Source organism: Rhodococcus sp. IEGM 1366, from assembly GCF_033142425.1.
Lineage (GTDB): Bacteria > Actinomycetota > Actinomycetes > Mycobacteriales > Mycobacteriaceae > Rhodococcus_F > Rhodococcus_F globerula.
Map to the genome: position 1 here is coordinate 190,418 of NZ_JAWLRZ010000002.1, position 26,599 is coordinate 217,016.

The following is a 26,599-nucleotide window of genomic DNA, read 5'->3' on the forward strand; positions in this document are numbered from 1 at the left end:
GCTCCCCCGAACGATGGTGAGAAGTATGACACGAACCCCTGCAGATGTCGCAGAGATCACGGCCGCACCCTAATGTAATTCTGGTGCGGGGACTTCTGTTGGATGTGGGTGGCGTGCTGTTCGGTCCGGGGTCCGACCTGGACGGTCTCAGCGCGGTGGTTCGGCGGGCTCGTAGCGCGGGCATCGCGACGGGAATCGTGAGCAACGATCCCGGCGGAGCGGACGCGCAGTGGCTCCGTGACCTCGGCGACGGGGTGTTGGTGGACGACGTCGTGCTCTCCGGTGACGTCGGCATGGCAAAGCCGGATGCCGATATCTACCTTCTGGCCGCAACACGGTTGGGTCTGCGTCCGGGGGACTGCGTGTTCGTCGACGACCTCGAGGTGAATGTTCGAGGCGCCGTCGACGTCGGAATGGTGGGTGTCCATCACTACGACGCGGCAGACACGATCGAGGAGTTGTCGATCCTGCTCGATGTGGACGGGGCGGCCGGTGTGGATGCTGCTGCTGGTTTGGACGACATGCCGGCGGGTGATCAATCATGGTGAACAGATTGACGACTCAGGACGCAGCCTTCTACTTCCTCGAAGCCGGTAGCACTCCGATGCACGTCGGTTCGTTGGGGATCTTCCGGCAGCCGGGTACCGGGATCGATCACAACGAATTGCTGCGGCTTGTCGAAGAGCGACTCAGTCTGGTGCCGCGGTACCGGCAGAAGGTCCGGGAAGTTGTTCTGGGTCTGGCACGTCCGGTGTGGGTCGACGATCGAGATTTCGACATCACGTACCACGTGCGTAGGTCGGCGCTACCGAAACCGGGATCGGCCGAACAGTTGAACGATCTGATCGCGCGCCTCATTTCCCGGCCGCTGGACAACACCCGGCCGCTGTGGGAGATGTACCTCGTCGAGGGGCTGGCGGACGACAGGTTTGCCATCTTCACAAAATCGCATTCGGCTTTGGTCGACGGTGAAACCGCGCTCGAGATCAGTCAGGTCTTGTTCGATCCGCAGGAGAAGCGTCAGCCCGGCGCAGAAGAGTTGTGGATGCCTGCCCCACCACCCAGTGATCTGAATCTGCTCATCGGTGCGCTCGCTGATCTGGTGACGAGTCCGGGTGAAGGGGTGGCTCGCGCGAGGGCCGCGTTGGGCGACGTGACGACGTCGATGGCGGAGGCGGTCAGTGCTGTCGGCAAGATTGCCGCAGTGGTGCGTACGGCCGCGCAGGTCGCCCCTAACAATCCACTCAACGCGCCGATCACGCGCAGTCGACGATTGTCCGTCGCCAAGACTCCGCTGGACGACTACCGACGGATTCGGGCGAAGTACGGGTGCGAGATCAACGACGTGATCCTCACGGTGGTCGCCGGGGCATTGCGGAACTGGCTGTTGTCGCGGGGGGAGCCGGTTACCGAGGCGAGCGTTGTCCGCGCGCTGGTGCCGATGTCCGTGTACATCGACGGGCCGGACAACCCGGACGTCGAAGACCCGCAGGCGCCCGGCCATGTGTCGTCGTTCCTGATCGACCTGCCGGTGGGGGAGCCCAATGCCGTCGTCCGGTTGTCGCACGTCGCGCATGCAACGGAAGCTTTCGCGCGTCAGGGCCGTCGGGTGACCGCTCAGACCATGGTGAAGATGTCCGGGTTCGCGCCCGCCACACTCCATGCGATGAGTGCGCGCGCGGCCAGCAGTCTTTCGCAGCGCATGTTCAACCTCATGATCACCAACGCGCCGGGTCCGCAGTTTCCGCTGTACATCGGTGGCGCGCGGATGGAGGAGATGTATCCGGTCTCGCCATTGCTGAAGAATCAGACACTCAGTATTGCCTTGACGTCGTATGACGGGAATGTCTACTACGGTTTGAATGCCGACCGTGACGCGATGTCGGACGTCGACGTGGTGCGTTCGTTGCTCTTCGAGTCTCTCGAAGAGTTGACCGACGCCAGTCGGTAGGTGTTTCTCGCGCGTCGTGACAGTCCAACGAAGGTGGTCTCATGAGGGTGTACGTACCGGCAACTGTGGAAATTCTGCAGCGTTTGGTTGCCGATCAGGAGTTCGACGCGATGAGTCGGACTGCGTTTGCCGTCACTCCGGCACTGCGTGAGGCCTATGCGGCCGGGGACGACGACGAGTTGGCGGAAGTCGCGATGAGTGAGGCGGCGCGGGCGTCGTTGCGCTTGATTGCCGGCGCTGATGGACCGGTGACGTTCCGGCGTGCGGTGGTCGCGGCGGATGTCGAGGACGCGAAGTTGCGTCCGGATCTCGATGACGCGGTAGTCCGCTTGGCTGGCCCGGTCACGATGGCGCAGGTCGCGTCCGTTCACGTTGATCTTGCTCAGGCCGAACCGGATATCGAGCGGGCGGCGGCGATTGTCGATGCTGCCGATCTCGGCGACACGGATGCCGAGTTCACCCTCGGTGACGCGGAAGATCACGAGTTGGCGTGGTACGCGGCGCAAGAGTTGCCGTTCCTGCTCGACCTGCTCTGAAATCGGACACCCGCTGTCCTTACTATGAAGTAACCTACGGTACCGTAACCTGATAACCTACGATAGCGTAGGCATAGGTAGTGCGGGTGAGCATTGCAGGTGAGAGGTGGAGGTCTGATGGGTCTGAAGGACTGGATCGAGGCACCGGCAGCGTCGGTAGTTCCGGCAGCGCGGTCGAAGCTCAATTTGCTGCGCGGTGCCGCAGCGCGATTGACCACACCTCTCTTGCCTGACGACTACCTTCATCTGGCAAATCCGTTGTGGTCGGCGCGCGAACTGCGTGGCCGGATCGTCGAGGTTCGACCGGAAACTCAGGATTCCGCGACGATCGTGATCAAGCCGGGTTGGGGTTTCGACTTCAATTACCAGCCGGGGCAGTACATCGGTATCGGCTTGCACATCGACGGGCGATGGCATTGGCGGTCGTACTCGTTGACGTCGCCGCCCAACTGGGAGAACAAGAAGATCTCCATCGCGGTGAAGGCGATGCCCGAGGGTTTCCTTTCGAGCCACCTGGTCAGCGGAGCTGTTCCGTCCGGCACGATCGTCCGTCTGGCCACGCCGGCCGGTAACTTCGCGTTGCCGGACCCGCCGCCGGAGAAGGTCCTGTTCATCACCGCTGGCAGCGGAATCACGCCTGTCATGGGCATGCTGCGCACGATGAATCGTCGAGGGCAGTTGCCCGACGTCATGCACGTGCACTCCGCTCCCACGGAATCCGATGTCATGTTCGCGGACGAGCTGACGGCACTACATGCCGAGCACGAGGATTTTGTCAGCCACATTCAGCTGACGCGCCGCGACGGAAAGTTCAAGCTCAGTTCACTTGATCAGGTGTGCCCGGATTGGCGTGAGCGTCACACCTGGGCCTGTGGACCCCTGCCGTTGCTCGACGAGATCGACGACGTGTGGAAAGCCGAGGGGATCGAAGACCGCCTGCACATGGAGCGGTTTGCGGTGTCGAGGATCGATGCGTCCGCAGACGGCGGCACCGTCACGTTCGAGAAATCGGGAAAGACCGTCACGGTGGACGGTGCGACAACACTTCTCGAAGCCGGGGAACAGTCCGGCGCTCTGATGCCTTTCGGTTGCCGAATGGGCATTTGCCAGACTTGTGTTGTACCTCTCGTTTCCGGTCATGCAATCGACCTACGCTCGGGAAAGCAGCATGTCGAGGGTGAACGCATCCAGACATGCATTTCCGCCGCGGCGGGCGACTGTACGCTGGACGCATAGCTTCTAGGCACACGGAGGACAACGGTGGCAATCACCGACATCAAAGAGTTTTCGCACCTCACCGCAGCTGATGTCGAAGCGCTCGGGCGTGAACTGGACCAGATTCGACTGGATGTCGAAGACTCTCGTGGAATCCGGGATGCTCGCTATATCCGTCGGGTCATTCGCGTCCAGCGCGCCTTGGAACTCGGCGGTCGTATCGCCCTGTTCGGTAGCAAGTACCGTCCCGCCTGGTTGGCGGGCACGGCGCTGCTGAGCATCTCGAAGATCATCGAGAACATGGAACTCGGGCACAACGTGATGCACGGGCAGTGGGACTGGATGAACGATCCGGAGATTCATTCCTGCTCGTGGGAATGGGATCAGACGGGCCCGTCCGAGCACTGGAAACGTGCCCACAACTACCAGCATCACACGTACACCAATGTTGTCGGGATGGACGAGGATCTTGGCTTCGGGATCCTGCGGATGACGCGGGACGAGGCGTGGAAGCCGATCAACCTTCTGCAGCCGATTGCCAATGTCATTCTTGCGGCGACGTTCGAGTGGGGCATCGCCCTGCATGACCTGACTGCGGCTTCCGAGTTGGAAGGTGCCGCGAAGGGGCAGCTGAACTCCCAGGCCAACAAGGATTTTGCACGCAAGATCGTCCGGCAGGTCGGCAAGGATTTTGTGGTGTTCCCCTTGCTGACCGGGCCCGCGTGGAAATCGACGCTGACGGCTAATGCGACGGCAAATCTCGTTCGTAACCTCTGGGCGTACGTGGTCATCTTCTGCGGCCATTTTCCCGATGGTGCGGAAAAGTTCACCGTCGCAGAGTTCGAGCAGGAAACACGTCACGAGTGGTACCTGCGTCAGATGCTCGGCAGCGCCAACTTCAATTCCGGAAAGCTCATGGGGTTCATGAGCGGCAACCTGAGCTACCAGATCGAGCATCACGTCTTCCCGGATCTGCCGAGTAATCGCTATCCGGAGATTGCTGTGAAGATGCGTGCGCTGTGCGAGAAGTTCGATCTTCCGTACACGACAGGTTCGTTGTTCAAGCAGTATCTGCTTGCGCTTCGCACCATTCACAAGCTGGCCCTGCCGGACAAGTGGTTGATCGCGACCTCGGACAATGCGCCGGAGACTTCCTCGGAGCTGCGGTTCCGGGAGCCTGGCCTCAAGGGTGCTGCGATGGCGATGGTCGACGATCTGCGTACCGATTCGGTGACCGGCAAGCGCTTGGGTCTGTTGACGGCTTTGAAGTCGCAGGCGCGTTCTCGCCTGCCGAAGCGCAAGAAGTGATATAGATTACATCGAGCAAAAGCTAACCTACGGTGCCGTAACTTACGCTAGAGTAGGTCGTGTTGAATCCGTTCGGCATGAACTTTTCGACAAGAACTCACCGTAGGAGGCCCGCATGGCGATTGCAGACGTCAAGGAATATGCGCATCTCACCGAAGCCGACGTCGAGGCGCTCGGTCGTGAACTGGATGCGATCCGTCGCGACATAGAAGATTCACGTGGCGAGAAAGACGCACGCTACGTCCGCAATGTCATTCGTCTCCAGCGGACCCTCGAGGTCAGTGGTCGCGCTATCCTGTTCGCCAGCCGCAAGCGCCCGGCGTGGCTGCTCGGCACCGGCGTTCTCGGTGTCGCGAAGATCATCGAGAACATGGAACTCGGCCACAACGTCATGCACGGGCAGTGGGACTGGATGAACGATCCGGAAATCCACTCGAGCTCGTGGGAGTGGGACGTCACCGGCCCGTCGGCGCACTGGAAGCAGACCCACAACTTCCTGCACCACAAGTACACCAACGTCCTCGGCATGGACGACGACGTCGGATACGGACTGCTCCGCGTCACCCGCGACCAGCGATGGAAGCCGTTCAACGCCGGCAACCTCGTGTACAACACCCTGCTGGCGCTCTTCTTCGAGTGGGGCATCGCCGCGCAGCATCTCGAGCTCGGCAAGGTGGCCAAGGGTCGCGCAGACATGGACGACACGCGTCGTAAATTGCGTGAGGTCGGCGAGAAGGTCGGCAAGCAACTGGTCAAGGACTACGTCGTCTACCCGGCACTCACGGGACCGGCATGGAAGAGCACTCTCAGTGCGAATTTCACCGCCAACATCATCCGCAATCTGTGGACCAACGCCATCATCTTCTGCGGGCATTTCCCGGACGGCGCCGAGAAGTTCACCAAGGCAGACATCGACGGCGAATCGCAGGCGCAGTGGTACCTGCGTCAGATGCTCGGTAGCGCCAACATCGAGGGCAGCAAGCTGATGGACTTCATGTCCGGCAACCTCAGCTACCAGATCGAGCATCACCTGTTTCCCGACCTGCCGAGCAACCGGTACCCGGCCATCGCGGTCAAGGTTCGTGAGCTCACCGACAAGTACGACTTGCCTTACACGACCGGGCCTTTCCTGGTGCAGTACGCCAAGTCGTGGCGCACCATCGCCAAGTTGTCGCTGCCAAACAAGTACCTCAAGGACACCGTCGACAATGCGCCGGAAACGGCATCCGAGTTGATGTTCGGCGGCAACGCCGCCTCGAGCGTCGATCCGGTCACCGGCCGTCGTCGTGGACTCAAGAGCGCCATAGCGCAAAAGCGTAAGAGCGGAAAGCTGCGGAGCCTGCTCGGCTTGCGCTGATCAACTACCGAAAAAGCCCAGACACCGAAATCGGTGTCTGGGCTTTTCTCGTTTGTCAGTACTGGTCGTTGGATTTGATGGCCTCGAGGAGTTGCCGCACGGCAATCACACGACGGGCCGATTTTCCTTCGAGAAGATCCAGCTTGCACTCCGGGTCCGCGGGCGGGCCGAGGTGCGTGCATCCGCGAGGGCAATCCTCGATCTGTGCCGCGAGGTCGGAGAAAGCGGCGACAACATTCTCCGGTGAAATGTGGGCCAAGCCGAACGATCGGATGCCCGGCGTGTCGATCACCCAACCTCCCTCGGCGAGGGGGAGGGCCACAGACTGCGTCGACGTGTGCCGTCCCTTGCCGACGCCCGAGACGATGCCGACGGCTCGATTGGCGTCGGGGACAAGGCGATTCACCAACGTCGACTTACCGACGCCCGAGTGCCCGATCAGGGCCGTCAACTTGTCGTGCAGGATGGCAGTGAGTTCGTCCAGCGGATCGTCACGACCGGCCACGACCACTTGGATGTCGAGGTCGGCGAAGGTGCTGGCGAACTCCTCCGGCGGTTCGAGGTCGCTCTTGGTGAGGCACACGATCGGCGTGAGACCGCCCACATATGCCGCGACCAGGGCGCGCTCGACAAATCCGGTGCGCGGCGGCGGATCAGCCAAGGCAACCACGATCAGTAACTGCTGCGCGTTGGCGACCACGATGCGCTCGAACGGATCCGTATCGTCAGCGGTGCGTCGTAGCACGGTCGAACGCTCGGAGACCCGGACGATGCGAGCGAGGGTGTCGGTCTTGCCAGACAGATCGCCGACGATGTCCACCTGATCACCGACGACGATGGGCGTGCGGCCCAGTTCACGGGCGCGCATCGTCACGATCAGCCGGTCGGGATCGCCGCCGAGGACGCAACCCCACCGGCCACGATCCTTCGAGACCACCATCCCCGACTCGGCAGAGAGATGCTCAGGGCGGGTCTTGGTGCGTGGGCGTGATCCGCGACCGGGGCGGACCCGGACGTCGGACTCGTCGTACTGCCGCGGACTCAGAAGCTTGCCTTTCGCGCGGAGGGTGCCAGCATGTCTGTCCACATGTTCTCGAAGCCCGGCAGCGTCTTGGCCGTGGTTGCGACGTCGTCGACCTCCACGCCGTCGACGACCAGGCCGATGATCGCGCCGGCCGTGGCCATGCGATGGTCTGCGTACGAGAGCCATTGCCCACCATGCAGTTTCGCGGGGACAATGGTCAGGCCGTCATCGGTTTCGGTGACGGACCCGCCCAGCTTGTTGATCTCGTCCGCCAGTGCCGCCAGTCGATCCGTCTCGTGGCCCCGCAGGTGTGCGATGCCGCGCAGATGAGACGTTCCCTCTGCCAGCGCGGCGAGCGCCGCAACCGTCGGGGTGAGTTCACCGACGTCGTGCAGGTCGATGTCGATGCCGCGCAACGTTTCGGGACCTCGCACCGTAAGGATGCCGTCGGCGAGGGTGACCTCGGCTCCCATCGAGGCGAGAATATCGCGGATCGCGTCGCCGGGCTGCGTTGTCGACGACGGCCACAACGGCACGCTGACGGTACCGCCGGTAACAGCCGCTGCTGCCAGGAATGGTGTGGCATTCGACAGATCGGGTTCGATGACCCAGTCGATAGCGCGCACCGGTCCGGGTTCGACCCGCCAGGTGTCGGCGTCGCCGCCCGTGGCCGGAGTCGTGACGGACACTCCGGCTTCGCGCAGCATCTCGACGGTCATGTCGATGTGTGGCATCGACGGAACCGGCTTGCCGGTGTGGTGCACGGTGACGCCCTGCTCGAACGCTGCGGCCGAGAGCAGCAGGCCTGAGACGAACTGTGACGAACCGGACGCGTCGATGGTGACGGTTCCGCCGCGCAGCGACCCGGTTCCGGTCACGGTGAACGGCAGAGCGTCGCCGTCGATCTGCGCGCCCAGGCCTCGCAGAGCATCGAGGATAGTGCCGAGTGGCCGCGTCCGGGCCTGCTCGTCGCCGTCGAAACGGACGACGCCGTCAGCCGTTGCAGCCAGGGGCGGAAGGAATCGCATGACGGTACCGGCGAGCCCGCAGTCGACGTCGGCGCCGCGCAGCGGTCCGGGTGTGACGGCGAGCGTGCTGGGATCGCCCGCTTCCTCGATGCCGATCCCGAGGTCACGCAATGCCGCGATCATGAGGTCTGCGTCACGGCTGCGGAGGGCGCCGGTGAGGGTGGACGGACCGTCCGCCAACGCTGCCAGGATCAGGGCTCGGTTGGTGATGGACTTCGATCCGGGCAGTGTCACCACTGCGTCGACCGGCGTTTGGGCTAGAGGGGCGCTCCACAGACTCAGACTCACGAGGTCCATCTTCTCTCATCAGTGGGAGATTGGTCGAAACCGTGCCACCCTGGGTGTCATGTGCGGAAGGTATGCGACCACAGCGGACCCGGCGAGCCTGGCAGTCGAACTCGATGCGATCGACGAGACCGATCACTCGTCGGCCGTCGCCGAGGATTTCAACGTGGCACCGACGACGCCGGTGCTGACGGTTGTCGAGCGCCACGATCGCGAGAACCCCGACAGCGATCCGGCCAAGCGGATTCGGCAGATGCGATGGGGGTTTGTGCCCTCGTGGACGAAAGAATTGGGCAAGGGCCCGGTTCTGTTCAACGCGCGCGCCGATTCCCTGGCGGAGAAACCGGCATTCCGAACGTCATTCAAATACAAGCGCTGTCTCGTCCCGATGGATGGTTGGTACGAGTGGCAGACCGAACCGCAGGGTGGCAAGAAAGCGTCGAAGATCCCGTACTACATGCACCGCGGCGACGGATCGAGGCTGTTCATGGCCGGAGTGTGGTCGGCGTGGCGCGATCCACGGATCGAGAACGCCGATCCGGTTCTGAGCTGTTCGATCGTCACCGTGGACTCGCTCGGCCACCTCGAACAGGTACATGACCGGATGCCACTCGCCCTGCCCCGTGATCGTTGGGACGCCTGGCTCGATCCCGATCACGGCGCGAACCCGTCACTGCTCGAACCGGTGCCCGAACTGTTCTCGGGGATCGAGATCGACCGAGTGAGGCCCCTCGTCAACAGCGTCAAGAACAACGGGCGCGAATTGATCGAGCCGGACGTCGACCGCGCAGGGGAGCAGATCAGTCTGCTCTAGTCGAGCGCCACGTCATTCTAAAGCCCACGTCACGGTGACCTCGAAGGACACCTGCTGGGTTCCCGGTGCAATGGCCATATCGAGCATCGCGCCACCGGGTGCCCTCATTGTCTGGTCGCCGGTGGTGCCGGGTGCTTCTGTGATGGTGATGACGTTCGACAGCGAGGTTCCGGAAAGATCGGCGTATTGCTCCGCGCGGTTCTGTGCGTCCTCGAAGGCCCGGGTCCGAGCGTCGGCGAGTAGCGCCGAATCGTCGTCGATATCGAAGGCGACTGTATTGAGGCGTGCCGCATCACCGCCGGCGGCGATCCCCGCGTCGAGCACGGCCGACGCTTTACTCAGATCCCGGACGACGATCCGCACCGAGTTGGTCGCGCGGTAACCCGTCACTGTTGCGCCGCCGAAAGGCCCACCGGATCCGTCGTACTGCGGCTGGACGGACAGATCACTGGTCTGAATGTCTTCGGCAGCTGCACCCGCGGCGACCATCGCGTCGATCATCGCCCGGGCCTTCTCGTTCGCTTGGGATACCGCTCCCGACACATCCGGCGCAACAACCTCGACGCCGATGCCCGCGCTGAGAATGTCAGGGGCCCCGCGAACCTCACCTGTTCCGACGACGGTGACCTCTTTGGTTGTGTTGTCGCTACTTGCGCAGGCGGTGAGCGAGATCGCGAGCGCAGCGGCCACTGCAAGCGTTGTCAGGTGTGGTCGGACAGACGTGAGGTTCATGGCCCAGAGGCTAGCGACTCCCACTACGCCGCGTGGTCGAATCCCTCATCGAGCCAGGGCGCCGGTGATCTCGGCGTAGGCAACAAAGTTCTTCGACGACAGCGTTGTTCCGTTCTCCAGGTAGCACGTCACCAGGACGAGCCGTCCAGGCTGTCGAAGGCGTAGTTCCGGCGACTCCTGCGCTTCGCCGAACTTCTCGTACAGCGCAGTCGAACGCACCGTGTACTCGAGTGTGCCGGAATCCGTTTCGATCAGCACCCGGCTGCCGGCCACGATGTCCGGCAGGGTGTCGAACACTGCCGCAGTCCCGGCGCCGGCGTGGCCGATCACGAAAACCGTTCCGTCACTGTCTGTTCCAGGCTCGCTGCGGCAGCCGACCCAATACGCGTCCGCCAGGGTCGGTGGATCGAGCACGGGGCAGGCGCCTGCGGGCATCGGGAGCACTTTCGTGTCGATCCCCAGATCGGCGATCGACAACCGTGTCGGCTGGGCCATCGGGACCGACTGCGATTGCAGAGAATCGGCAGGAATCGTGTCGGCCGATGTGTGCGCGGCCTCGAGGCGAGCTTGTCCGGAGACCGCGCACCCTGGCAGTAGCAGAAAGAGCATTGCCAGGATCAGGACACGACACCGATCAGTGCTGGTTCGGCGCATTCTTACGGCGCAAAACAAATGCACCCGCGGCGGAGACCAGCAATGCCGCGCCGCCGATTCCGGCGATCAGCACACCGGACGGTCCGGTGGACTCACCTGCCCCGGTCTGGAACACCAGAGCGTCGTCGTAGGCCAGAGGTACAAATGTGCCCTGCGGATCGTCGTAACCGTGGACCTTGTACCCCTCGGGGGTAGTGACCACGTACACCGGTTCCTTCGACGGTCCCGTCGTGGGCGCCGGGGTCCCACCGTCGATCTTCGGGATTCCCACGAGAATCGGGGGAAGAACGATCACCCGAGTGGTGGTTGTGGGAATCGACGTTGCCGACGGTGTCGACACTGCGGACGACGTGGTGACTCGCGCAGACGTCGTGGTGGTCGGTTCCGTCGTCGTTACTTCGGTGGTGGTCGGTTCGGTGGTGACCGTGGTGGTGGTCGGTTCTGTGGTCGTTACTTCGGTGGTGGTCGTGACGGGTGTTGTTGTGACGGGGGTTGTCGTCACCGTTGTGGTGGTCACGGGTGTTGTTGTGCTGGTTGTTGTTTCGGGTGTCTTGGGATCGGAGGGCATCGGCGGTTCACCGTGCTCGCCGTAGTGGTAGTTCTGGCCGTCGACCTGCACCCAGGTGATATCGAAGTTCTCCCACCCCGGGAAGTTCGGGTGTGAGGAAATATCGAGCACCCAGGGGGATTGACCGATGAACTTTTCGGTCCACTGCCCGTTGCCGTCGATGTGTGTCCCCAGTTGCATGGTCTCGCCGGTGTCGGGGTTCGTGATCGTCAGGTTGATGTGCTGGCCCATCGCAGCGCTCTGCCCGTCGGGGTAGTAGACCGTCACGGTTCCGGGAGAGACGGAATATTCGCGCCCACCTGCGGCGATGCCGTCTGTCGGCGTGGTCCACGTCGGGGTCGACTTTGCGGCAACCGACAGCGTTGTTGTGCTTACCGAGGGGGTTGTGGTCGCTGCCGTTGTGGTCTCCGAAGTTGCCGACGACGTTGCTGGAGTTGTTGCTGGCGTGGACTCGGAAGGCGTTGCCGACTCGGTGGTGGAGGGTGACTCGGCGGTTGTCTGCGCCGTTGTCGCCTCGCCGTTGTCGCCATCTGTTGCCGCTGCCGGAGCCGCAGCCGCGAATGCGGTGAAACTGGCGACGGCTACTGCTGCTGCGTAGATCTTGGTACGTCCGCGCTGATTGTTCACGACAGTATGGCCTTTCGGTCCCGAAAGCGGCGGCGCACAGGCTCGGATGGACGCACGGCACAGCAAGGCCGGGCAGGTCGAATCGAAGAGTGTGCCGATGGCGGTGGGTAGTTGATCAATCCTTCAATTACTAGGTAACTCGATGGTCGCTATGTCCGTCAAGTCCGATTTGCTGATCGTGCGCCATTTCACAGAAATGCGCTAATCCATTGCGTCGGAACATATTTCGGATGCGTTGCAAAGGGTGATTTCGGGGGTGAATCTCTCCGGGAAACGTCCCGCCGACTGGCTATCGACGGGACCTTAGGTGTAGGCGGATTCGGGACTTTAGGCCCACGGCTCTGTTCGAGTAATTGTCAGCCGGCAGTAATCGACGCTGTCGTCGCGCCGCACAGATCGACAAGGTCGCCAGGTGCCAGTTCGATTTCGAGTCCGCGCCGGCCCGCGCTGCACAGGACGCGATCCCACTCGAGTGCTGACGCATCGATCACCGTCGGCAGTTTCTTGCGCTGCCCCAGCGGGGAGATGCCACCGAAGACATAGCCGCTCGAGCGCTCTGCGTCGGCGCGGTCGGCCATGACGGCTTTGCTTGCGCCGAGCGCGGCGGCAGCGGCTTTCAGCGAGAGTTTGTTCGGGACGGGGAGTACGGCAACGGCCAGTTTCCCGGTGTCGAGCTTGATGACCAGAGTCTTGAATATCTGATCTGCCGTGACACCGACAGCCCCGGCCAGGGCGGTGACCGCCTCGTCGCCGAAGGATTCCGCGCGCGGGTCGTGGTCGTAGCTGTGAACCTGATGGGCGGTCTTCGACTTCTCGAGGAGTTTGGTCGCAGGGGTCGCAGTTCCGGCCATGACGACACCCTATGTCCAGAAGCGCGGGGAATGTAGTCCGAGGCAGTGGTGTTGGTACTGGTTGATCCATCCGGAAAAAGTGAAGGAGCGACCGTGCTGGCTGTGTGCGAGCCACGACCGGCCCATAGGTCGGAACTGACGATGGCGGTAACCTTGATCCCCACGGCTAGTGAAGGGATCAGAGTGCTGGAACACGACCGGCCCAAGGACGAACAGTCGGAGGTCACCGAACCTGCCGATGCCGTTGCGTCCGAAACGCCCGAAACTGCGGATGAGTTGATTGCCCGTTTCGAGCGGGACGCGCTGCCTTTGCTCGACCAGCTCTACGGTGCCGCGCTGCGTATGACGCGTAATCCCTCGGATGCCGAGGACCTGGTTCAAGAGACGTACATCAAGGCGTACACGGCTTTCCGATCGTTCCGTGACGGAACCAATCTCAAGGCGTGGCTGTACCGGATTCTCACCAACACGTACATCAACTCGTATCGGAAGAAGCAGCGTCAGCCGGCGCAGTATCCGACCGACGAGATCACCGACTGGCAGTTGGCTGCTACGGCGGAGCACACGTCGACCGGGCTGCGTTCCGCTGAGGTCGAGGCGCTCGACGCGCTTCCCGACGACGACATCAAGGCCGCTCTGCAGGAGCTGCCGGAAGAGTTCCGCATGGCGGTGTACTACGCGGACGTCGAGGGTTTCCCGTACAAGGAAATCGCGGAGATCATGGGCACGCCCATCGGAACGGTGATGTCACGGCTGCATCGCGGACGTAAGCAGTTGCGCGGATTGTTGGGCGACGTCGCGAAGGACCGCGGGTTCAACCGGGGCGAGAAGGACGTAGCTGCCGAAGCGGAAGGTGTTACCCGATGAGCACGCAGGACGAATTCGAAAGGCTCGACTGCTCAGCGGTCATTGCCGACGTGTGGTTGATGCTCGACGGTGAATGCGACGATGCCAGTCGTGCGCGTCTGCAGCGACACATCGACGATTGTGGTTCCTGCCTCGCAGCGTACGGAATCGAGGAGAAGGTCAAGAGTTTGATCAGCCGCAAGTGCGGTGGCGAGCATGCGCCCGAGAGCCTCCGTCAGAGGCTCACCATCGAGTTGCGACGCACGATCATCGTGACGAGTACCGAAACCGACAAATAGTCCGGCTGGGGGCGTCTGAGACGTCAACAACAACAAGGGGCGGGGAAGCAAAGACTGCTTCCCCGCCCCTTGTTGTCGGTGCACTACATGTCAGGCGTTTGGACGCTTGCCATGGTTAGCTGCACTGCCCTTACGGCTACGCTTCTTACGACCGCGCTTACCCATGATTGGTCTCCCTTCTGTTTCTTTCGCGTCATTCTTTCACGCCCACCTCGGTGTGGTTCCATTGGCAGGTCGATCGGGTCTCCCGGCGGCGGAAGTCCTACCGGTTCTCGGCAGAAGTGAGGTTCACGATGGCAGAAGACGTGCGCGCGGAAATGGTTTCCACGGTGTTCCAGGTTGTCGTGAGTGAGGGCGATGTTGTCGCGGACGGCGACACGCTGGTCATCCTGGAGTCCATGAAGATGGAGATTCCGGTGCTGGCGGAGGTTGCGGGCACCGTCACCACCGTGGGAGTCAAGGTCGGCGATGTCATCCAGCAAGGCGACTTGATCGCCGTGATCTCCTAAGCGTTCGCGAATGTCCACTCTCAGCGACCTCCTGGCAGAACACACCGACCTACCCGGCACCGCCGTCGATCATCTGCAACGGGTGGTGGGCGAGTGGCAACTCCTCGCCGACCTCTCCTTCGCCGACGTCCTGCTGTGGGTGGCCGCCGAATCGGATCAGTCCGCGCCGTCCGGAAGCGTGATCTGCGTCGCGCATTGCCGCCCGACCACCGCGTCGACGGCATTCCCGGAAGACGCTGTCGGGACCCTTGTGTCGGAGTCCGAGCATCCGCAGGTTCTGCGCGCGTTGGTCGAGGGACAGGTGGTGCGGACGGAGGACGCTGACTGGCGCGAAGGTATGCCGCCGCGCCGGGAGGCATTGCCGGTGCGATTGGACGGCCGTGTCATTGCCGCCCTGAGTCGCGATACCAACCTCTCGCATCAGCGGGCGCAGAGTCCGTTGGAAGTGGCGTATCTGGATTGCGCTGCCGACCTGTGTCAGATGATCAGCGACGGCACGTTCCCGGTTCGGGAATCGCGTTCGGATACCAACTCGAGTCCGCGTGCGGGCGACGGTTTCATCCGGCTCGATACCGAGGGGCGGGTGGTGTACGCGAGCCCGAATGCGTTGTCCGCCTATCACCGCATGGGGTTGAGTGCGGACCTGGTGGGCCAGGATCTCGCCGCGGTGACGCGGATGTTGGTGACCGACCCGTTCGAATCGCAAGAGGCTGCCGGCTACATCCGAGACACTTTGGCGGACAAGCCCGGTCGACGGATGGAGATCGAAGCGCGTGGTGCCACGGTGTTGCTGCGTGCATTGGTCCTCAAACCGGGTGGACGCCATGTGGGGGCTGCTGTTGTCGTCCGCGACGTCACCGAGGTGAAGCGGCGAGATCGTGCCCTGCTCAGCAAGGACGCGACCATCCGCGAAATTCATCATCGTGTGAAGAACAACTTGCAGACCGTCGCGGCGCTGTTGCGCCTGCAGGCTCGGCGAACCGGCAATGACGAAGCACGCCAGGCCTTGACCGAATCGGTACGACGCGTTACGTCGATCGCGTTGGTGCACGACACGTTGTCGATGTCGGTGGACGAGGAGGTCGACCTCGACGAGGTGATCGACCGGTTGGTTCCGATGCTCTCCGATGTCGCGGGAGTCGGTGCGCCCGTGACGATCCGGCGTGAGGGTAGTTTCGGAGTGTTCTCCGCCGAGCGAGCGACGCCGCTGGTGATGGTGCTGACGGAGTTGGTACAGAACGCGATAGAGCACGCGTTCGATCCTGGCGTCGCGGGCACCGTGACTCTCAGTGCGGAGCGTTCGGCGCGGTGGCTGGACGTGATTATCCACGACAACGGGCGTGGTTTGCCTGCGGGTTTCAGTCTCGAGAAATCCGACCGTCTGGGCTTGCAGATCGTGCGGACACTGCTCGGTGCAGAACTCGGAGGTTCACTCGGATTGCACCCGGGAAGTGGTGGCGGAACCGATGCGGTTCTCCGTGTGCCGCTCGGCAGGCGAAGTGCGCGTTACTGATTCGCATCGATCGCGATATTTCGAGCAGACAAAAAGCCCGGCACCATGGTGTGCCGGGCTGTCGTCTTCGACGGCAAAACGGGAGGAGCTGTACTCGCGTTCGCGTCGGACGTCTGAAGTACTCGAGTACTTGCCTAGACGGAAGTGCGTGCGCGAGTGCGTGCGTTACGACGCTTGAGAGCGCGACGCTCGTCTTCGCTCATTCCGCCCCACACGCCTGCATCCTGACCGGACTCGAGAGCCCAGGACAAGCATTCGGCGGTGACGGGGCAGCGGTTGCAGACAACCTTGGCATCAGCAATCTGTGCGAGGGCCGGTCCGCTGTTTCCCACCGGGAAGAACAGTTCGGGATCCTCGTCGCGACAGATTGCGTTGTGGCGCCAGTCCATCTTTTTCGCTCCTTAAGCTGGGTGTGAATACACCGTTTGGTACCAATGAGTTTGTGTGTGCGTAATCAATGTTTCCGCACTGTTACTTGTGAATGCTTTCACGAACTCGCGGTATGTCAATAGATTTGGACAGGTTCGTGGGCCAACTCACTAAAATCGGACGTACCGATTGGCAACCTTGTAGTCATCGGCATTTTACCGGAGCGCAATGACGGTTTTCCACTGTTTTTGCAGGTCAAGACAGTTGTGTGGATCACGCAGGCAGTGGAGCGAAGACCTCGAGTGCGTCCGGTACGGCGGTAAATTCGACCGATTTGCGAAGTCCGATGAAATCTCCGTCCATTTGAAAACCGATCGGCCGTGACGACTCGATGGTGATGGCCGCGACGTCGTCGGTCCGTACGAGGACTTTCGATTTCGGCTCTGCGCCCTTCGCCAACAGTTGCCGGACAACCTTCAGGGAGGGAAGGACTTTGGTGCTCGTCATCGCGAAGAGTCCGAGCCCGGAGTCGAAAGTCGTTCCGGGATTGGTGTGTACGGGGCGCGCTTCGAGATAGGTCCACGGGCTGGAATTGGACACGAATGCATAGTGGACGCCCGGAATGGGATCCTGACCCGGAAGCTGGACCGTCAGTGCAGGTTCGGCTCGCTTGGCCCGGAAGAACGCGGCGATCGCGGTGCGCACGTATCGACTCGGCGTCGCGGGATCACCGTTCTTACGACTGGCGTCGACGGCCTCGCACACATCGGCGTCGAGGCCCATCCCGGCGTTGAACGTGAACCATCGGTTGTCTGCGTGGGCAAGTCCGATGCGTCGACGAGTCCGCTCGCTCAAGAGATCGATCAGTTGATTGGTGGCATCGACAGGATCGGGTGCAATGCCCAGTGAACGGGCAAACACGTTGGCGGATCCACCGGGAACAACCGCGACGGTCGGAATGGGTCCTACGGGCACGGCTTTCATCGATGTCGGATGCGGCGATCCGAGGAGGCCGTTGACCACTTCGTTGACGGTGCCGTCGCCGCCGTGGACGATCACCACACCGAAACCGTCTTCGTGCGCTTGCCGCGCGAGTTCGGCGGCGTGACCACGATGGGTTGTGTGCGTCACGGTCAGTCGCACCCGACTCTCGAGAGCGTGAGCCAACAGATCACGACCGGCCGCGGTGGTCGAGGTGGCATTGGGATTGACGATCAGCAGTGCGCGCACGGGGCATGAGCCTATCCGGTGTCGTGTTCTAGGCTGGTCTCGTGCCGAATACTGCCAGTCCGAATACCCTTCCCAACACAGTCAGGTGGGCGGGTGCCCTCGTGACGCTGCAAGGTCTGGTTGCGGCCGGCTTTGCCGTAGTCGCCGTAATTCGGGGTCTGACCGGGCACGACCAGAGCGTGACCAACGGTTACGGGTTTGCCGCGTGGGTGGCAATTCTCGGTGGTGCCGTGTTGGCTGCCGGTATCGCGCTGCTGACGGGTCGGCGGTGGGGACGCGCGATTGCCGTCGTTGCGCAGTTGCTGCTTCTGCCGGTTGCCTGGTCGCTTTTGACCGACTCGCACCAGGTATTTCTCGGTGTTGTCCTCGGAGCGGTTGTTCTCGTGACGCTGGTTTTCCTGTTCTCCGCGCCCACGTCCAAGTGGATGGCACTGGAGTACGGATCATTCTCCGACGAGATCGCGACCGAGGAGACCGAAACGACGGAGGGTCGGGACAAGACCGACAGCTGACGCTCTAGCGAGCCTGCGCGGCCAACGAACCCAGGTGGTCGCCGGTCAGTCGGTAGGTGGTCCACTCGGTTTTCGCCTCGGCGCCGAGTGATTCGTAGAACCCGATGGACGATGTGTTCCAGTTGAGCACCGACCACGACAGGCGTGAGTAGTTGTTGTCCGTGCATTCCTTCGCGAGAGCAGCCAACAAGGCTTTGCCGTGGCCTGATCCGCGCTCGGAGGGCTTCACGTACAAGTCTTCGAGGTAGATGCCGTAGACGCCTTCCCAGGTCGAGAAATTGCGGAACCACAGCGCCATACCGACAACATCTCCGCTCTCGGAGACCGCGACATGGGCAAAAGCGGACGCCGCATCACCAAAAAGTGCTTCGCCGATCTGAGCGGGTTTGACGGTGCACTCGTCGAGCGCCTTCTGATAATCGGCAAGTTCGTAGATCATGTCGGTGATCGGCTGGACATCGGCGGGAGTGGCGCGTCGGATCATGGCACTCAGCCTTCCACGAGCGGTGGCACGTTGTGGTGCAGGAGATGTGTCGATCCGTGTTCGTACCCGAGCACCGAGTAGGCGCCGGGGGAGAGGGCAAATCGTCGGCCCTCGGAGACGGGCAGTTCGAGCCACCGCGCGATGAGAGCGCGGGAGAAATGCCCGTGCCCGATCAGGATGACGTCCCGTTCGGCCAGCTGAGACGTCACCAGGCTGAGCACCATGTCCGTGCGGGCGCCGATCTCGTCGGCATGCTCGCCGCCCGGGCAGGGATGACTCCACACCGTCCAATCGGGGACGCTTGTGCGAATTTCAGGCGTGGTGAGTCCCTCGTAGTCGCCGTAATCCCACTCGGACAATGCATCCCAGGTCTGCTCGTCCGGCAGCCCTGCGAGCTCGCCCGTGCGCTGGGCGCGCAGCCGTGGGCTGGTCAGGATCATGGGATTGCGGAGGCCGAGTGCTCGAATGCGATTACCGGTGGCGGTGGCCTGGATCTCGCCGAGCGCGGTGAGCGGGACTTCGGTGCGACTGGTGTGCTTACCGCTGCGGGCCCATTCGGTTTCGCCGTGACGCAAGAGAATGACGCGGGGATTGGACGTGACGGTGCTGCGAACCGAGGAGGCCATGTGCCCATCATTGCAGGACAACTCGTGACACGACATCCGCGTGTAGCGTTCGCCTCTTCGCTCGAAATGCGCAAGGATCTATCTGTGACGACGGTTCTCGCAGTGGCAAATCAAAAGGGCGGCGTGGCCAAGACCACGACCGTCGCCTCCCTCGGTGCGGCTCTGTCCGCTATCGGTCAACGTGTACTGGTGGTGGATCTTGATCCTCAGGGGTGCCTGACGTTCTCGCTCGGGCACAATCCCGATCGGCTCGAACGTTCGGTCAACGAAGTCCTGGCCGGTGATCTCGACGCCGCCGATGCGATCCTGTCTACCGGTGACGGCATGGATCTTCTGCCGGCAACCATCGATCTGGCGGGAGCGGAAGCGCTCCTGCTGATGCGTCCGGGCCGAGAGTTCGCGCTCAAGCGTGCGCTGTCTCCGCTGCTCGGGAACTACGACGTCGTCATCATCGACTGCCCGCCCTCGTTGGGTGTGTTGACGCTCAACGGATTGACTGCCGCGCAGTCGGTTCTTGTTCCGCTGCAATGCGAAACGCTGGCGCATCGCGGTGTGGGGCAGCTTCTGCGTACGGTGCGCGAAGTGCAGGCGATCACCAACCCCGACCTGGTTCTGCTCGGTGCATTGCCGACGCTGTACGACGCTCGGACTACACACAGCCGCGACGTCCTCGCAGATGTGAGCGACCGCTACTCACTGCCGGTGCTCGCTCCGCCGATCCCGCGGACGGTAAAGTTCGCCGAGGCGTCGGCGTCCGGTGCGACGGTATTGGCCGGCCGGAAGAACAAGGGGGCCGACGCCTATCGCGATCTGGCGGCGAACCTTGTAAAGCATTGGGCGGGAAGCGAAATCGTCACCTTTGTGCCGGACCCGACGGTCTGAGGCAAGTCAGCGCAGCGCAACCAGGGTGCCGTCGCGCTGTTCGAGAATGGTGTCGCCGGCGCTCGCGATGACGATCGGTGACGTGACGTCGCCGCGGTCGACGCCGATCATGCGGATGACGGCGCCGTCGGTGGGGTTGATCACGGCAATTCCGTTGGGTACGGGAACAAGAAGCTGATCGGAGACCAGCGTGCCCGGACCGGCAGTTCCCTCGACGATCCAGGTGGGGGTCAAGTCGTTCGATCGAAGATTGATCGTCTGGGTGCCCGTCCACCACGTGATGCTGTTCTTGTCGGTGCGGAGGGTTGCGCGCTGAGAGTCGACGCCGTTCACGGGGTAGTCGACCAGTGCGGTGCCGGCGCCGTCGAAAATGCTGAGGCGAGAGACGGTTCCGTTTGCGCCGGGTAGATAGACGGCGGTCTTCTCACCGGACACGGCGACGACGCGGGCACCCTCGGAATCCGGAAGCACGACCGTGCCGTATTCCTGTGGTTCCTGAGCATCCTTCGGGGCGGGATTCATGATCGTCAGACGGTTCGATGCGTCGCCCTCGCATTTCTGGAGGACGGACACGCGGCTGGAACTTGAAGCGGCGCTGAGTAATTCGCAACCTGCGTGCGGTTGCTTGTTGGGATTGACCGGGGCGTCGACGCGGCCGTACTCGAGCGTGCGCACAAGGTCCGAGCGCCACAGTTCCATGCGGGTGTCACCGAGGGAGATGACATAGGTGCCGTCGGCCGACAAGGTGACCGCCGGATCGGCGTCACTGTTGCGCTGGTCTTTACGTGCTCCGGTGTCGGCTACCAGCGAGGTGACTTGTGAGCACCCACGGTCGTCCTGGTATACCGCCACGACTCGATCCCAGGAACCGATAGCTCCGCACAGTGGATAGTTGCGCGAGTAGCGCCACACTTCGTCCCCGGTGGCGGGGTCACGGCCGACGACGTCGGAGCCGTCCGCTGTGACTGCGGCGTTGCCCACGGCGATCGGAGCTGTGGAGTCCGCGCTCGGGAACGCCCACACCTCGCGCAGAATGTCCGGAAGAACCGCGGACGTCGTCAGCGGAGGGAGAGCCGTGTCAGCGGTGACCGAGGTGGTTCCGCGCGCATCACTGCGCAACCACACCACGGTCACCGCCACGATCACGGCCAGCGCGATACCGAGAGCCGCGATTACATCAGAGCGAGTACGCCGTTCAGGTGCCAGCACATGGGGAGCTTACTCTGCTGCGGCTGCCGCAACGGCCTGCGCCGGGCGACGACGACGGCGACGGCGCGGCTTGGATGCGGCGTCGGAATCGGCTGACGTGGCAGCATCGTCGGCGGGTGCAGCAGCATCCGCCGTGGGTGCAGTTGTCTGAGTTGCGTCAGCTGATTCGCTGCCGGCCCGGGTACGGCGACGGGTCCGGTTGCGACGAGGAGCGGCCTTCTCTTCGCTTCCGTCGGTGTCGGCAGCAGCCTTCGTGTCCGCGTTCGCCTTTTCGGGCGCAGCTTGCGCCTTCGCAGGCGCAGCCTTGCGGACGGTGCCCTTCGCGTCGGCCGGGATGGACAGCTCTTCGTACAGGTGCGGCGAGCTCGAGTACGTCTCGACCGGGTCGGGAATTCCGAGACTCAGTGCCTTGTCGATGAGCTGCCAGCGAGGGATGTCGTCCCAGTCGACCAGCGTGACGGCGATACCGGTGCGTCCTGCTCGGCCGGTACGGCCGATGCGGTGGACGTACGTCTTCTCGTCCTCGGGGCACTGGTAGTTGATGACGTGGGTGACGTCGTCGATGTCGATACCGCGAGCAGCGACGTCGGTGGCGACAAGAACGTCGACCTTGCCGTTACGGAAGCCCTTCAGGGCCTTTTCACGGGCGATCTGTCCGAGGTCACCGTGGACGGCACCGACAGAGAAGCCGCGCTCGGCGAGATCGTCGGCGACTTTCTGGGCGGTGCGCTTGGTGCGGGTGAAGATCATGGTTGCGCCGCGACCTTCGGCCTGCAGCACGCGGGCGACCATCTCGGCCTTGTCGAGTGCGTGCGCACGGTAGATGTGCTGGCTCGTGCGATCGTGCACGGCGGACGATTCGGCTTCCTCGGCACGGATGTGCGTCGGCTGCGTCAGGAAGGTACGCGCCAGGGTGATGATCGGGCCCGGCATCGTTGCGGAGAACAGCATCGTCTGACGCTTATCGGGGACCATGCCCATGAGGCGTTCGATGTCGGGCAGGAAGCCGAGGTCGAGCATTTCGTCGGCTTCGTCGAGTACGAGAACGCCGACCTTGCCGAGAATCAGGTGCGACTGGTTCGCGAGGTCGAGCAGGCGGCCCGGGGTGCCGACAACAACGTCGACGCCCTTCTGGAGTGCCGAGATCTGAGCTTCGTAGGGACGGCCGCCGTAGATGGGCAGAACCTGGAGACCGCGATCGCCGACGCGGAGGTACTTACTGGCGTTCTCGAGGTCGCGAGCAACCTGGATGCACAGTTCGCGGGTCGGGACGATGATCAAGGCGCGGGGCGTGCCGTCGAGGGCAGCGGTGCCGTTGGAGGCAGTGGCGATGCGGTGCAGCAGCGGGACGCCGAAACCGAAGGTCTTGCCCATTCCGGTGCGGGCCTGACCGATGAGGTCGTCGCCGGCGAGAGCCAACGGAAGTGTGAGTTCCTGGATGGCAAAAGTGCGTTCGATGCCGATCTCGTTCAGCGCGCGGACGATTTCGTCGCGAACGCCGAGTTCGGCAAACGTCGGGGGTACATGAGTGTCGTCGAGCTGAACTGACACGGTGTTTTCTGTTGCTTCGTCTTCGTGGTCGATCGTGATCTTGCTCAGGGGACTAGCCTTTCCTCGTTGCGGTACGCACGCACAAGGTAAGGGGCCTGGCCGTAAATCGGCCGAAGTCGATGCCCTCTTGTTCGTCGGCTCTGCCTACGCCTCAGCACTGGGGTTTCGCGGACCGATGTTCTGATGCCGTCCGTGAAATCTCGGCGAAGCGGGCAACAACCTTCGATGCAGGTGCGCGCACATTATCTGTGGGGTCCGTGAGTACTAGATCATCCCCGCTGAATGAACGGGCGGGGGAAACTAAGCGGACTCCCGAAACCATTGTAACGGTAACCGGGCAATTCCCAGCAAAGCATGGCCTAGATCACCCCTGTCGACATGTGGTGATCGAGGGGACCGGGCGGGGATGTGGCACTAGAGTTCGTAGGCATGGGCGCACACGATCTTGATGCTTCGACTGACACTGGAACCGCCGGCCGGGTGCCTTCCGACCATCCCGGCGTGATCGATTTGTTCGCGGTGCTCGCGTACGGCGAGATATCAGCGTTCTATCGCTTGTCCGAGGACGCGCAGATGGCTCCTGACCTGCATGGAAAGGTTGCTTTTGCCAGCATGGCAGCGGCGGAGATGGCGCACTTCGAGACGTTGAGCGCGGCTCTGACGGAACGTGGGCACGAGATCTTTGCGGTCATGGATCCATTCGTTCGCGCGCTGGACAACTACCACGCGTCGACCACCCCGTCGACGTGGATGGAATCCCTCGTGAAGGCCTATGTCGGCGACGGAATTGCCGCCGACTTCTATCGGGAAATCGGTCATTCGCTACCGGAAGACGTGGCCGAGATCGTCGAGGACGTTCTCTCCCAGACCGGGCATTCCGAATTCGTGGTCCTCGAAGTGAAGGCAGCCGTGGAGTCGAGCAGCCGGGTCAAGGACCGCCTCATGCTGTGGGGACGCCGGCTGCTCGGTGAGGCGATCACGCAGGCACAGTTTGTTCTCGCGCAGCGCGACGATCTGACGGACCTGGTGATTTCGGCCTCCGGTGATCTCAACGGTGTGGTCGCATTGTTCGACGGTATGCAGGAAAAGCATGCCGAGCGCATGGCCACGCTCGGACTGGTCTGAGCCTGTTCGCTATCGGCACAGCGCGGCAGCGAGCATGTGGGAGTGATGCTGCATTAGCCTGGCCAGGACAGCTGATGTATTTCACGAACAGTTCGGAGGTTGACCGTGGAGGTCAAGATCGGTGTAATCGACAGCCCGCGTGAGCTCATCGTCAACAGCGAACAGACCCCGGACGAGGTTGAGGCATTGGTCTCAGGCGTCCTCGGTGGCGGCGAGCCGGTTCTTTCGCTCGTCGACGACAAGGGCCGCAAGTTCCTGGTGCAGGCGAGCCGCGTCGCATATGTGGAAATCGGTCCGTCCGATATCCGCAAGGTTGGGTTTGCGCCTACCGTCTGATGCGTTAGGTAAGAAAAAGGGCGGGCAGTCTCAGCTGAGACTGCCCGCCCTTTTCTGCAAGAAACAGGACTGCCGTAAAGATCAGGACTGCTGTGTCTTCAGGACTGCAAGGGCACTCTCGAGAGACCGCCCCAGGCCAGGGTCACCGTGATTTCGATGGCTTCTTCCTTGGGGATCGGGCGAGCGGCTTCCAGCCAGTAGCGAGCCGTGAACTGGCTGGCGCCGACCAGGCCGACGGCAAGGATGCGCGCCCGGTAGGGGTCGAGGCCGGAATCGTGGCTGACCAGGTCGAAGACTGCGTCGACGCACGCTTCGGTGGCTTGCTCGACCCGCGTCTGCACCTGCGGCTCACCCATGATGTCGGACTCGAAGACGAGGCGGAAGCCCTGTGAATCGTTGTCGACAAAATCGAAGAATGCCTGAACAGCGGCACGCACACGTTGTTTGTTGTCGGTGGTAGAGCGCAGGGCTTGGCGGACACCGGAGATAAGGCTGTCGACGTAACTCTGCAGAACCGCTACATACAGTTCGAGTTTGCCTGGGAAATGCTGGTACAAGACCGGCTTGCTCACGCCTGCGCATTCGGCGATCTCGTCCATACCCGCAGAGTGGTAGCCGTTGGCTACGAACACCTCGCTGGCAGCGGCGAGGAGCTGGAGCCGGCGTGCATCTCGCGGAAGGCGGGTGCTGCGACGGGTTCCAGCCGGCTTACCGGCCGATGTACCGCGATCGGATTCTGTCCGATCCGCGAGTTCTGTCATGTCGCTGTCCAATCTGAGCAAAAGTAAAATTCGGCCGCGGCACGAATATGTCGAGTCGCGAATGCGTACTCGCCAGTATCCTCCGTCACATCAGCCGTAGCTGCATGAACGATACCGTGTGTCGCGCGCTCGCGTTTTTTCGTCTCGGCAAGCGGAACCTCGCGCGGCGTGATGTGGTGGATGGCACATCTGACACGCCCTTGCCTGCGGGTTTCGTGCGGTCGGAGCCTGCCGCTTGCGGGATGTGAGATTCTGGAGCCGTGACTGACCCAGGGGGACCGCGCATGCGTGGACGAACTACGCAGAACCCTGACCGTGACGAGCTTCGAATGCGCAGCGGAGTGAGCGAGCCGTGGGGCAACCAGGACGGTGAGAGCCGTGCGCACGAGGACCGGATGTACGGAGAGCGCGACTACCGAGGAATTGCGTCGCACCAGCCGTTGCGAGCGCAGTGGGATCCCACGAAGAGGCAGGTGGGCAAGACCCCACGCACCCCACGGCCGGATCGCAGTGCCCGTAAGCAGAGTCGGCTCGGCAAGTTCGTTGCGACGTACGGGTGGCGTGCGTACGCGATTCCCGTGCTCGCGATTCTGACGATTTTTGTCATCTTCGACGCTCTGCGTGCGGACCCCGTCACGGATTCCTCTTCGTCTACGACGGCTACTGCCGACCTCGCGCACAGCACCGACGGGACCGATGTCATCGGGGCTCCGCCGGCTGCCGACGGCGAGTTCGCGGCATCGATACCATCCGGAGCACTTCCGGATGGGGGACCGTTTGCGGTCACCGGTGGTGGCACGTGGCACATAGTCCCCGGAACTACGGGCAAGGTCGGGCAGGGCACCGAGCGTGAGTTCACGTACACCGTCGAAATCGAGGACGGCGTCGACACCACCGGATTCGGCGGCGACGAGTCGTACGGCCGGATGATCGATCAGACGCTGGCCAATCCCAAGAGTTGGACCAACGATCCGAAGGTCGCATTCCGGCGTATCGATTCCGGTTCGCCCGATTTCCGCATCTCGTTGACTTCTCAGATGACCATTCGCGACGGCTGTGGATACGAGATCGAACTCGAAGGCTCGTGCTACAACCCGGGTATGGATCGAGTCCTGCTCAACGAGCCGCGATGGGTTCGCGGAGCAATCTCGTTCCAGGGTGACATCGGTTCGTACCGGCAGTATCAGATCAACCACGAAGTCGGCCATGCCATTGGATACGCCCAACATCAGCCGTGCGAAACCGAAGGTGGTTTGGCGCCGATCATGATGCAGCAGACGTTCGGAACCGCCAATAACGACATCGCGGTCCTCGATCCCGACGGCGTCGTACCGATGAACGGACTGACCTGCCGTTTCAATCCGTGGCCGTATCCGAGAGCGTAAGTAGATAATTCA

30 protein-coding genes are annotated in these 26,599 nt (G+C 62.6%); 16 read left to right on the top strand and 14 right to left on the bottom strand.

Going from position 1 to position 26,599, the window contains the following annotated elements:
- Positions 1 to 83: 83 nt before the first annotated feature.
- From R4P64_RS06760 to R4P64_RS06785, 6 genes are all read left to right on the top strand, one after another.
- Positions 84 to 548, top strand: coding sequence for an HAD-IA family hydrolase (locus R4P64_RS06760; RefSeq protein WP_317819930.1), 465 nt, complete (start codon positions 84 to 86; stop codon positions 546 to 548).
- The gene (locus R4P64_RS06765) at positions 542 to 1,951 is read left to right on the top strand and encodes a wax ester/triacylglycerol synthase family O-acyltransferase (protein WP_317819932.1); all 1,410 of its coding nucleotides are present in this window, start codon (positions 542 to 544) and stop codon (positions 1,949 to 1,951) included. Before R4P64_RS06760 ends, R4P64_RS06765 begins: the two co-directional genes overlap by 7 nt.
- A gap of 41 nt (positions 1,952 to 1,992) precedes the next feature.
- Positions 1,993 to 2,487, top strand: coding sequence for a DUF6912 family protein (locus R4P64_RS06770; protein WP_092801163.1), 495 nt, complete (start codon positions 1,993 to 1,995; stop codon positions 2,485 to 2,487).
- 117 nt (positions 2,488 to 2,604) lie between these two features.
- On the top strand, positions 2,605 to 3,723 hold the full coding sequence (locus tag R4P64_RS06775; RefSeq protein WP_033231186.1) for a ferredoxin reductase: 1,119 nt from the start codon (positions 2,605 to 2,607) through the stop codon (positions 3,721 to 3,723).
- A gap of 24 nt (positions 3,724 to 3,747) precedes the next feature.
- Positions 3,748 to 5,010, top strand: coding sequence for a fatty acid desaturase family protein (locus R4P64_RS06780; protein ID WP_033231185.1), 1,263 nt, complete (start codon positions 3,748 to 3,750; stop codon positions 5,008 to 5,010).
- 115 nt (positions 5,011 to 5,125) lie between these two features.
- Complete coding sequence (locus R4P64_RS06785; protein ID WP_317819936.1) at positions 5,126 to 6,367, top strand: fatty acid desaturase; 1,242 nt, start codon at positions 5,126 to 5,128, stop codon at positions 6,365 to 6,367.
- Positions 6,368 to 6,422: 55 nt separating this feature from the next.
- On the opposite strand, the gene rsgA is transcribed toward R4P64_RS06785, so the two are convergent.
- A complete protein-coding gene (gene rsgA / locus R4P64_RS06790; RefSeq protein WP_045070554.1) occupies positions 6,423 to 7,454 on the bottom strand; it encodes a ribosome small subunit-dependent GTPase A in 1,032 nt (343 codons plus the stop codon).
- Positions 7,409 to 8,716, bottom strand: coding sequence for a 3-phosphoshikimate 1-carboxyvinyltransferase (gene aroA, locus R4P64_RS06795; protein ID WP_317819938.1), 1,308 nt, complete (start codon positions 8,714 to 8,716; stop codon positions 7,409 to 7,411). The genes rsgA and aroA overlap by 46 nt, the downstream gene beginning before the upstream one ends.
- A 49-nt stretch (positions 8,717 to 8,765) precedes the next feature.
- On the opposite strand from aroA, the gene R4P64_RS06800 reads away from it, so the two are divergent.
- Positions 8,766 to 9,518 carry an SOS response-associated peptidase gene (locus R4P64_RS06800; RefSeq protein ID WP_317819940.1) on the top strand — a complete coding sequence of 251 codons (753 nt, stop codon included), beginning with the start codon at positions 8,766 to 8,768 and terminating at the stop codon, positions 9,516 to 9,518.
- A gap of 12 nt (positions 9,519 to 9,530) precedes the next feature.
- Here R4P64_RS06800 and R4P64_RS06805 read toward each other — a convergent pair whose 3' ends face one another.
- The 4 genes from R4P64_RS06805 to ybaK all read right to left on the bottom strand — a co-directional run bounded on the left by R4P64_RS06805 (position 9,531) and on the right by ybaK (position 12,950).
- Positions 9,531 to 10,250, bottom strand: a complete 720-nt coding sequence (locus R4P64_RS06805; RefSeq protein ID WP_141484514.1) for an SIMPL domain-containing protein — start codon at positions 10,248 to 10,250, stop codon at positions 9,531 to 9,533.
- 45 nt (positions 10,251 to 10,295) lie between these two features.
- Positions 10,296 to 10,859 (bottom strand): class F sortase, encoded by a 564-nt coding sequence (locus R4P64_RS06810; RefSeq protein WP_317819943.1) that lies wholly within the window; start codon positions 10,857 to 10,859, stop codon positions 10,296 to 10,298.
- A gap of 25 nt (positions 10,860 to 10,884) precedes the next feature.
- Complete coding sequence (locus R4P64_RS06815; protein ID WP_317819944.1) at positions 10,885 to 12,099, bottom strand: hypothetical protein; 1,215 nt, start codon at positions 12,097 to 12,099, stop codon at positions 10,885 to 10,887.
- Positions 12,100 to 12,455: 356 nt separating this feature from the next.
- Positions 12,456 to 12,950 carry a Cys-tRNA(Pro) deacylase gene (gene ybaK, locus R4P64_RS06820; protein WP_116101553.1) on the bottom strand — a complete coding sequence of 165 codons (495 nt, stop codon included), beginning with the start codon at positions 12,948 to 12,950 and terminating at the stop codon, positions 12,456 to 12,458.
- Between the two features lie 141 nt (positions 12,951 to 13,091).
- Here ybaK and R4P64_RS06825 point away from each other — a divergent pair, with 141 nt between their 5' ends.
- Together R4P64_RS06825 and rsrA are read left to right on the top strand one after the other, a co-directional pair.
- A complete protein-coding gene (locus R4P64_RS06825) occupies positions 13,092 to 13,817 on the top strand; it encodes a sigma-70 family RNA polymerase sigma factor (protein WP_202025927.1) in 726 nt (241 codons plus the stop codon).
- Complete coding sequence (gene rsrA, locus R4P64_RS06830) at positions 13,814 to 14,095, top strand: mycothiol system anti-sigma-R factor (protein WP_033231177.1); 282 nt, start codon at positions 13,814 to 13,816, stop codon at positions 14,093 to 14,095. Before R4P64_RS06825 ends, rsrA begins: the two co-directional genes overlap by 4 nt.
- 90 nt (positions 14,096 to 14,185) lie before the next feature.
- On the opposite strand, the gene R4P64_RS33985 is transcribed toward rsrA, so the two are convergent.
- A complete protein-coding gene (locus R4P64_RS33985) occupies positions 14,186 to 14,260 on the bottom strand; it encodes a 50S ribosomal protein bL37 (RefSeq protein WP_095887907.1) in 75 nt (24 codons plus the stop codon).
- A 128-nt stretch (positions 14,261 to 14,388) separates the two neighbouring features.
- On the opposite strand from R4P64_RS33985, the gene R4P64_RS06835 reads away from it, so the two are divergent.
- Together R4P64_RS06835 and R4P64_RS06840 are read left to right on the top strand one after the other, a co-directional pair.
- The gene (locus R4P64_RS06835; protein WP_033231176.1) at positions 14,389 to 14,604 is read left to right on the top strand and encodes a biotin/lipoyl-binding carrier protein; all 216 of its coding nucleotides are present in this window, start codon (positions 14,389 to 14,391) and stop codon (positions 14,602 to 14,604) included.
- A 10-nt stretch (positions 14,605 to 14,614) separates the two neighbouring features.
- Positions 14,615 to 16,117, top strand: a complete 1,503-nt coding sequence (locus R4P64_RS06840) for a sensor histidine kinase (RefSeq protein ID WP_033231175.1) — start codon at positions 14,615 to 14,617, stop codon at positions 16,115 to 16,117.
- A 134-nt stretch (positions 16,118 to 16,251) separates the two neighbouring features.
- On the opposite strand, the gene R4P64_RS06845 is transcribed toward R4P64_RS06840, so the two are convergent.
- Both R4P64_RS06845 and R4P64_RS06850 read right to left on the bottom strand, forming a co-directional pair.
- Entirely contained in the window at positions 16,252 to 16,506 is a 255-nt protein-coding gene (locus R4P64_RS06845; protein ID WP_003940950.1) for a WhiB family transcriptional regulator, read from the bottom strand.
- A 253-nt stretch (positions 16,507 to 16,759) separates the two neighbouring features.
- Entirely contained in the window at positions 16,760 to 17,716 is a 957-nt protein-coding gene (locus R4P64_RS06850; RefSeq protein WP_033231174.1) for a diacylglycerol/lipid kinase family protein, read from the bottom strand.
- Between the two features lie 41 nt (positions 17,717 to 17,757).
- Here R4P64_RS06850 and R4P64_RS06855 point away from each other — a divergent pair, with 41 nt between their 5' ends.
- Positions 17,758 to 18,228 (top strand): hypothetical protein, encoded by a 471-nt coding sequence (locus tag R4P64_RS06855; RefSeq protein ID WP_172936064.1) that lies wholly within the window; start codon positions 17,758 to 17,760, stop codon positions 18,226 to 18,228.
- 4 nt (positions 18,229 to 18,232) lie between these two features.
- Here the strand turns inward: R4P64_RS06855 and R4P64_RS06860 are convergent, their stop codons facing one another.
- Positions 18,233 to 18,712, bottom strand: a complete 480-nt coding sequence (locus R4P64_RS06860; RefSeq protein ID WP_033231172.1) for a GNAT family N-acetyltransferase — start codon at positions 18,710 to 18,712, stop codon at positions 18,233 to 18,235.
- A 5-nt stretch (positions 18,713 to 18,717) separates the two neighbouring features.
- Positions 18,718 to 19,338 (bottom strand): acid phosphatase, encoded by a 621-nt coding sequence (locus R4P64_RS06865; protein ID WP_051730206.1) that lies wholly within the window; start codon positions 19,336 to 19,338, stop codon positions 18,718 to 18,720.
- An 84-nt stretch (positions 19,339 to 19,422) separates the two neighbouring features.
- Between R4P64_RS06865 and R4P64_RS06870 the strand changes: the two genes are divergently transcribed.
- Complete coding sequence (locus R4P64_RS06870; RefSeq protein ID WP_045071148.1) at positions 19,423 to 20,220, top strand: ParA family protein; 798 nt, start codon at positions 19,423 to 19,425, stop codon at positions 20,218 to 20,220.
- A 6-nt stretch (positions 20,221 to 20,226) separates the two neighbouring features.
- Here the strand turns inward: R4P64_RS06870 and R4P64_RS06875 are convergent, their stop codons facing one another.
- Complete coding sequence (locus R4P64_RS06875; protein ID WP_141484512.1) at positions 20,227 to 21,429, bottom strand: PQQ-binding-like beta-propeller repeat protein; 1,203 nt, start codon at positions 21,427 to 21,429, stop codon at positions 20,227 to 20,229.
- A 9-nt stretch (positions 21,430 to 21,438) separates the two neighbouring features.
- The gene (locus R4P64_RS06880; RefSeq protein WP_233365338.1) at positions 21,439 to 22,980 is read right to left on the bottom strand and encodes a DEAD/DEAH box helicase; all 1,542 of its coding nucleotides are present in this window, start codon (positions 22,978 to 22,980) and stop codon (positions 21,439 to 21,441) included.
- A gap of 429 nt (positions 22,981 to 23,409) precedes the next feature.
- On the opposite strand from R4P64_RS06880, the gene R4P64_RS06885 reads away from it, so the two are divergent.
- Together R4P64_RS06885 and R4P64_RS06890 are read left to right on the top strand one after the other, a co-directional pair.
- Positions 23,410 to 24,105, top strand: coding sequence for a ferritin-like fold-containing protein (locus tag R4P64_RS06885; protein WP_033231169.1), 696 nt, complete (start codon positions 23,410 to 23,412; stop codon positions 24,103 to 24,105).
- 105 nt (positions 24,106 to 24,210) lie between these two features.
- The gene (locus R4P64_RS06890; RefSeq protein ID WP_033231168.1) at positions 24,211 to 24,441 is read left to right on the top strand and encodes a DUF3107 domain-containing protein; all 231 of its coding nucleotides are present in this window, start codon (positions 24,211 to 24,213) and stop codon (positions 24,439 to 24,441) included.
- Between the two features lie 98 nt (positions 24,442 to 24,539).
- On the opposite strand, the gene R4P64_RS06895 is transcribed toward R4P64_RS06890, so the two are convergent.
- The gene (locus tag R4P64_RS06895) at positions 24,540 to 25,202 is read right to left on the bottom strand and encodes a TetR/AcrR family transcriptional regulator (protein WP_033231167.1); all 663 of its coding nucleotides are present in this window, start codon (positions 25,200 to 25,202) and stop codon (positions 24,540 to 24,542) included.
- Positions 25,203 to 25,597: 395 nt separating this feature from the next.
- Here R4P64_RS06895 and R4P64_RS06900 point away from each other — a divergent pair, with 395 nt between their 5' ends.
- Positions 25,598 to 26,587 (top strand): DUF3152 domain-containing protein, encoded by a 990-nt coding sequence (locus tag R4P64_RS06900; protein ID WP_230589980.1) that lies wholly within the window; start codon positions 25,598 to 25,600, stop codon positions 26,585 to 26,587.
- Positions 26,588 to 26,599 lie beyond the last annotated feature (12 nt).

Bases quoted from the DNA above. Each gene is read 5' to 3' on its own strand.
- R4P64_RS06765 (WP_317819932.1), top strand. From the start codon at position 542: ATGGTGAACAGATTGACGACTCAGGACGCAGCCTTCTACTTCCTCGAA.
- R4P64_RS06770 (WP_092801163.1), top strand. From the start codon at position 1,993: ATGAGGGTGTACGTACCGGCAACTGTGGAAATTCTGCAGCGTTTGGTT.
- R4P64_RS06775 (WP_033231186.1), top strand. From the start codon at position 2,605: ATGGGTCTGAAGGACTGGATCGAGGCACCGGCAGCGTCGGTAGTTCCG.
- R4P64_RS06785 (WP_317819936.1), top strand. From the start codon at position 5,126: ATGGCGATTGCAGACGTCAAGGAATATGCGCATCTCACCGAAGCCGAC.
- aroA (WP_317819938.1), bottom strand. From the start codon at position 8,716: ATGGACCTCGTGAGTCTGAGTCTGTGGAGCGCCCCTCTAGCCCAAACG.
- R4P64_RS06800 (WP_317819940.1), top strand. From the start codon at position 8,766: ATGTGCGGAAGGTATGCGACCACAGCGGACCCGGCGAGCCTGGCAGTC.
- R4P64_RS06805 (WP_141484514.1), bottom strand. From the start codon at position 10,250: ATGAACCTCACGTCTGTCCGACCACACCTGACAACGCTTGCAGTGGCC.
- R4P64_RS06810 (WP_317819943.1), bottom strand. From the start codon at position 10,859: ATGCTCTTTCTGCTACTGCCAGGGTGCGCGGTCTCCGGACAAGCTCGC.
- ybaK (WP_116101553.1), bottom strand. From the start codon at position 12,950: ATGGCCGGAACTGCGACCCCTGCGACCAAACTCCTCGAGAAGTCGAAG.
- R4P64_RS06825 (WP_202025927.1), top strand. From the start codon at position 13,092: ATGGCGGTAACCTTGATCCCCACGGCTAGTGAAGGGATCAGAGTGCTG.
- rsrA (WP_033231177.1), top strand. From the start codon at position 13,814: ATGAGCACGCAGGACGAATTCGAAAGGCTCGACTGCTCAGCGGTCATT.
- R4P64_RS06835 (WP_033231176.1), top strand. From the start codon at position 14,389: ATGGCAGAAGACGTGCGCGCGGAAATGGTTTCCACGGTGTTCCAGGTT.
- R4P64_RS06840 (WP_033231175.1), top strand. From the start codon at position 14,615: ATGTCCACTCTCAGCGACCTCCTGGCAGAACACACCGACCTACCCGGC.
- R4P64_RS06845 (WP_003940950.1), bottom strand. From the start codon at position 16,506: ATGGACTGGCGCCACAACGCAATCTGTCGCGACGAGGATCCCGAACTG.
- R4P64_RS06860 (WP_033231172.1), bottom strand. From the start codon at position 18,712: ATGATCCGACGCGCCACTCCCGCCGATGTCCAGCCGATCACCGACATG.
- R4P64_RS06865 (WP_051730206.1), bottom strand. From the start codon at position 19,338: ATGGCCTCCTCGGTTCGCAGCACCGTCACGTCCAATCCCCGCGTCATT.
- R4P64_RS06885 (WP_033231169.1), top strand. From the start codon at position 23,410: ATGGGCGCACACGATCTTGATGCTTCGACTGACACTGGAACCGCCGGC.
- R4P64_RS06895 (WP_033231167.1), bottom strand. From the start codon at position 25,202: ATGACAGAACTCGCGGATCGGACAGAATCCGATCGCGGTACATCGGCC.
- R4P64_RS06900 (WP_230589980.1), top strand. From the start codon at position 25,598: ATGTACGGAGAGCGCGACTACCGAGGAATTGCGTCGCACCAGCCGTTG.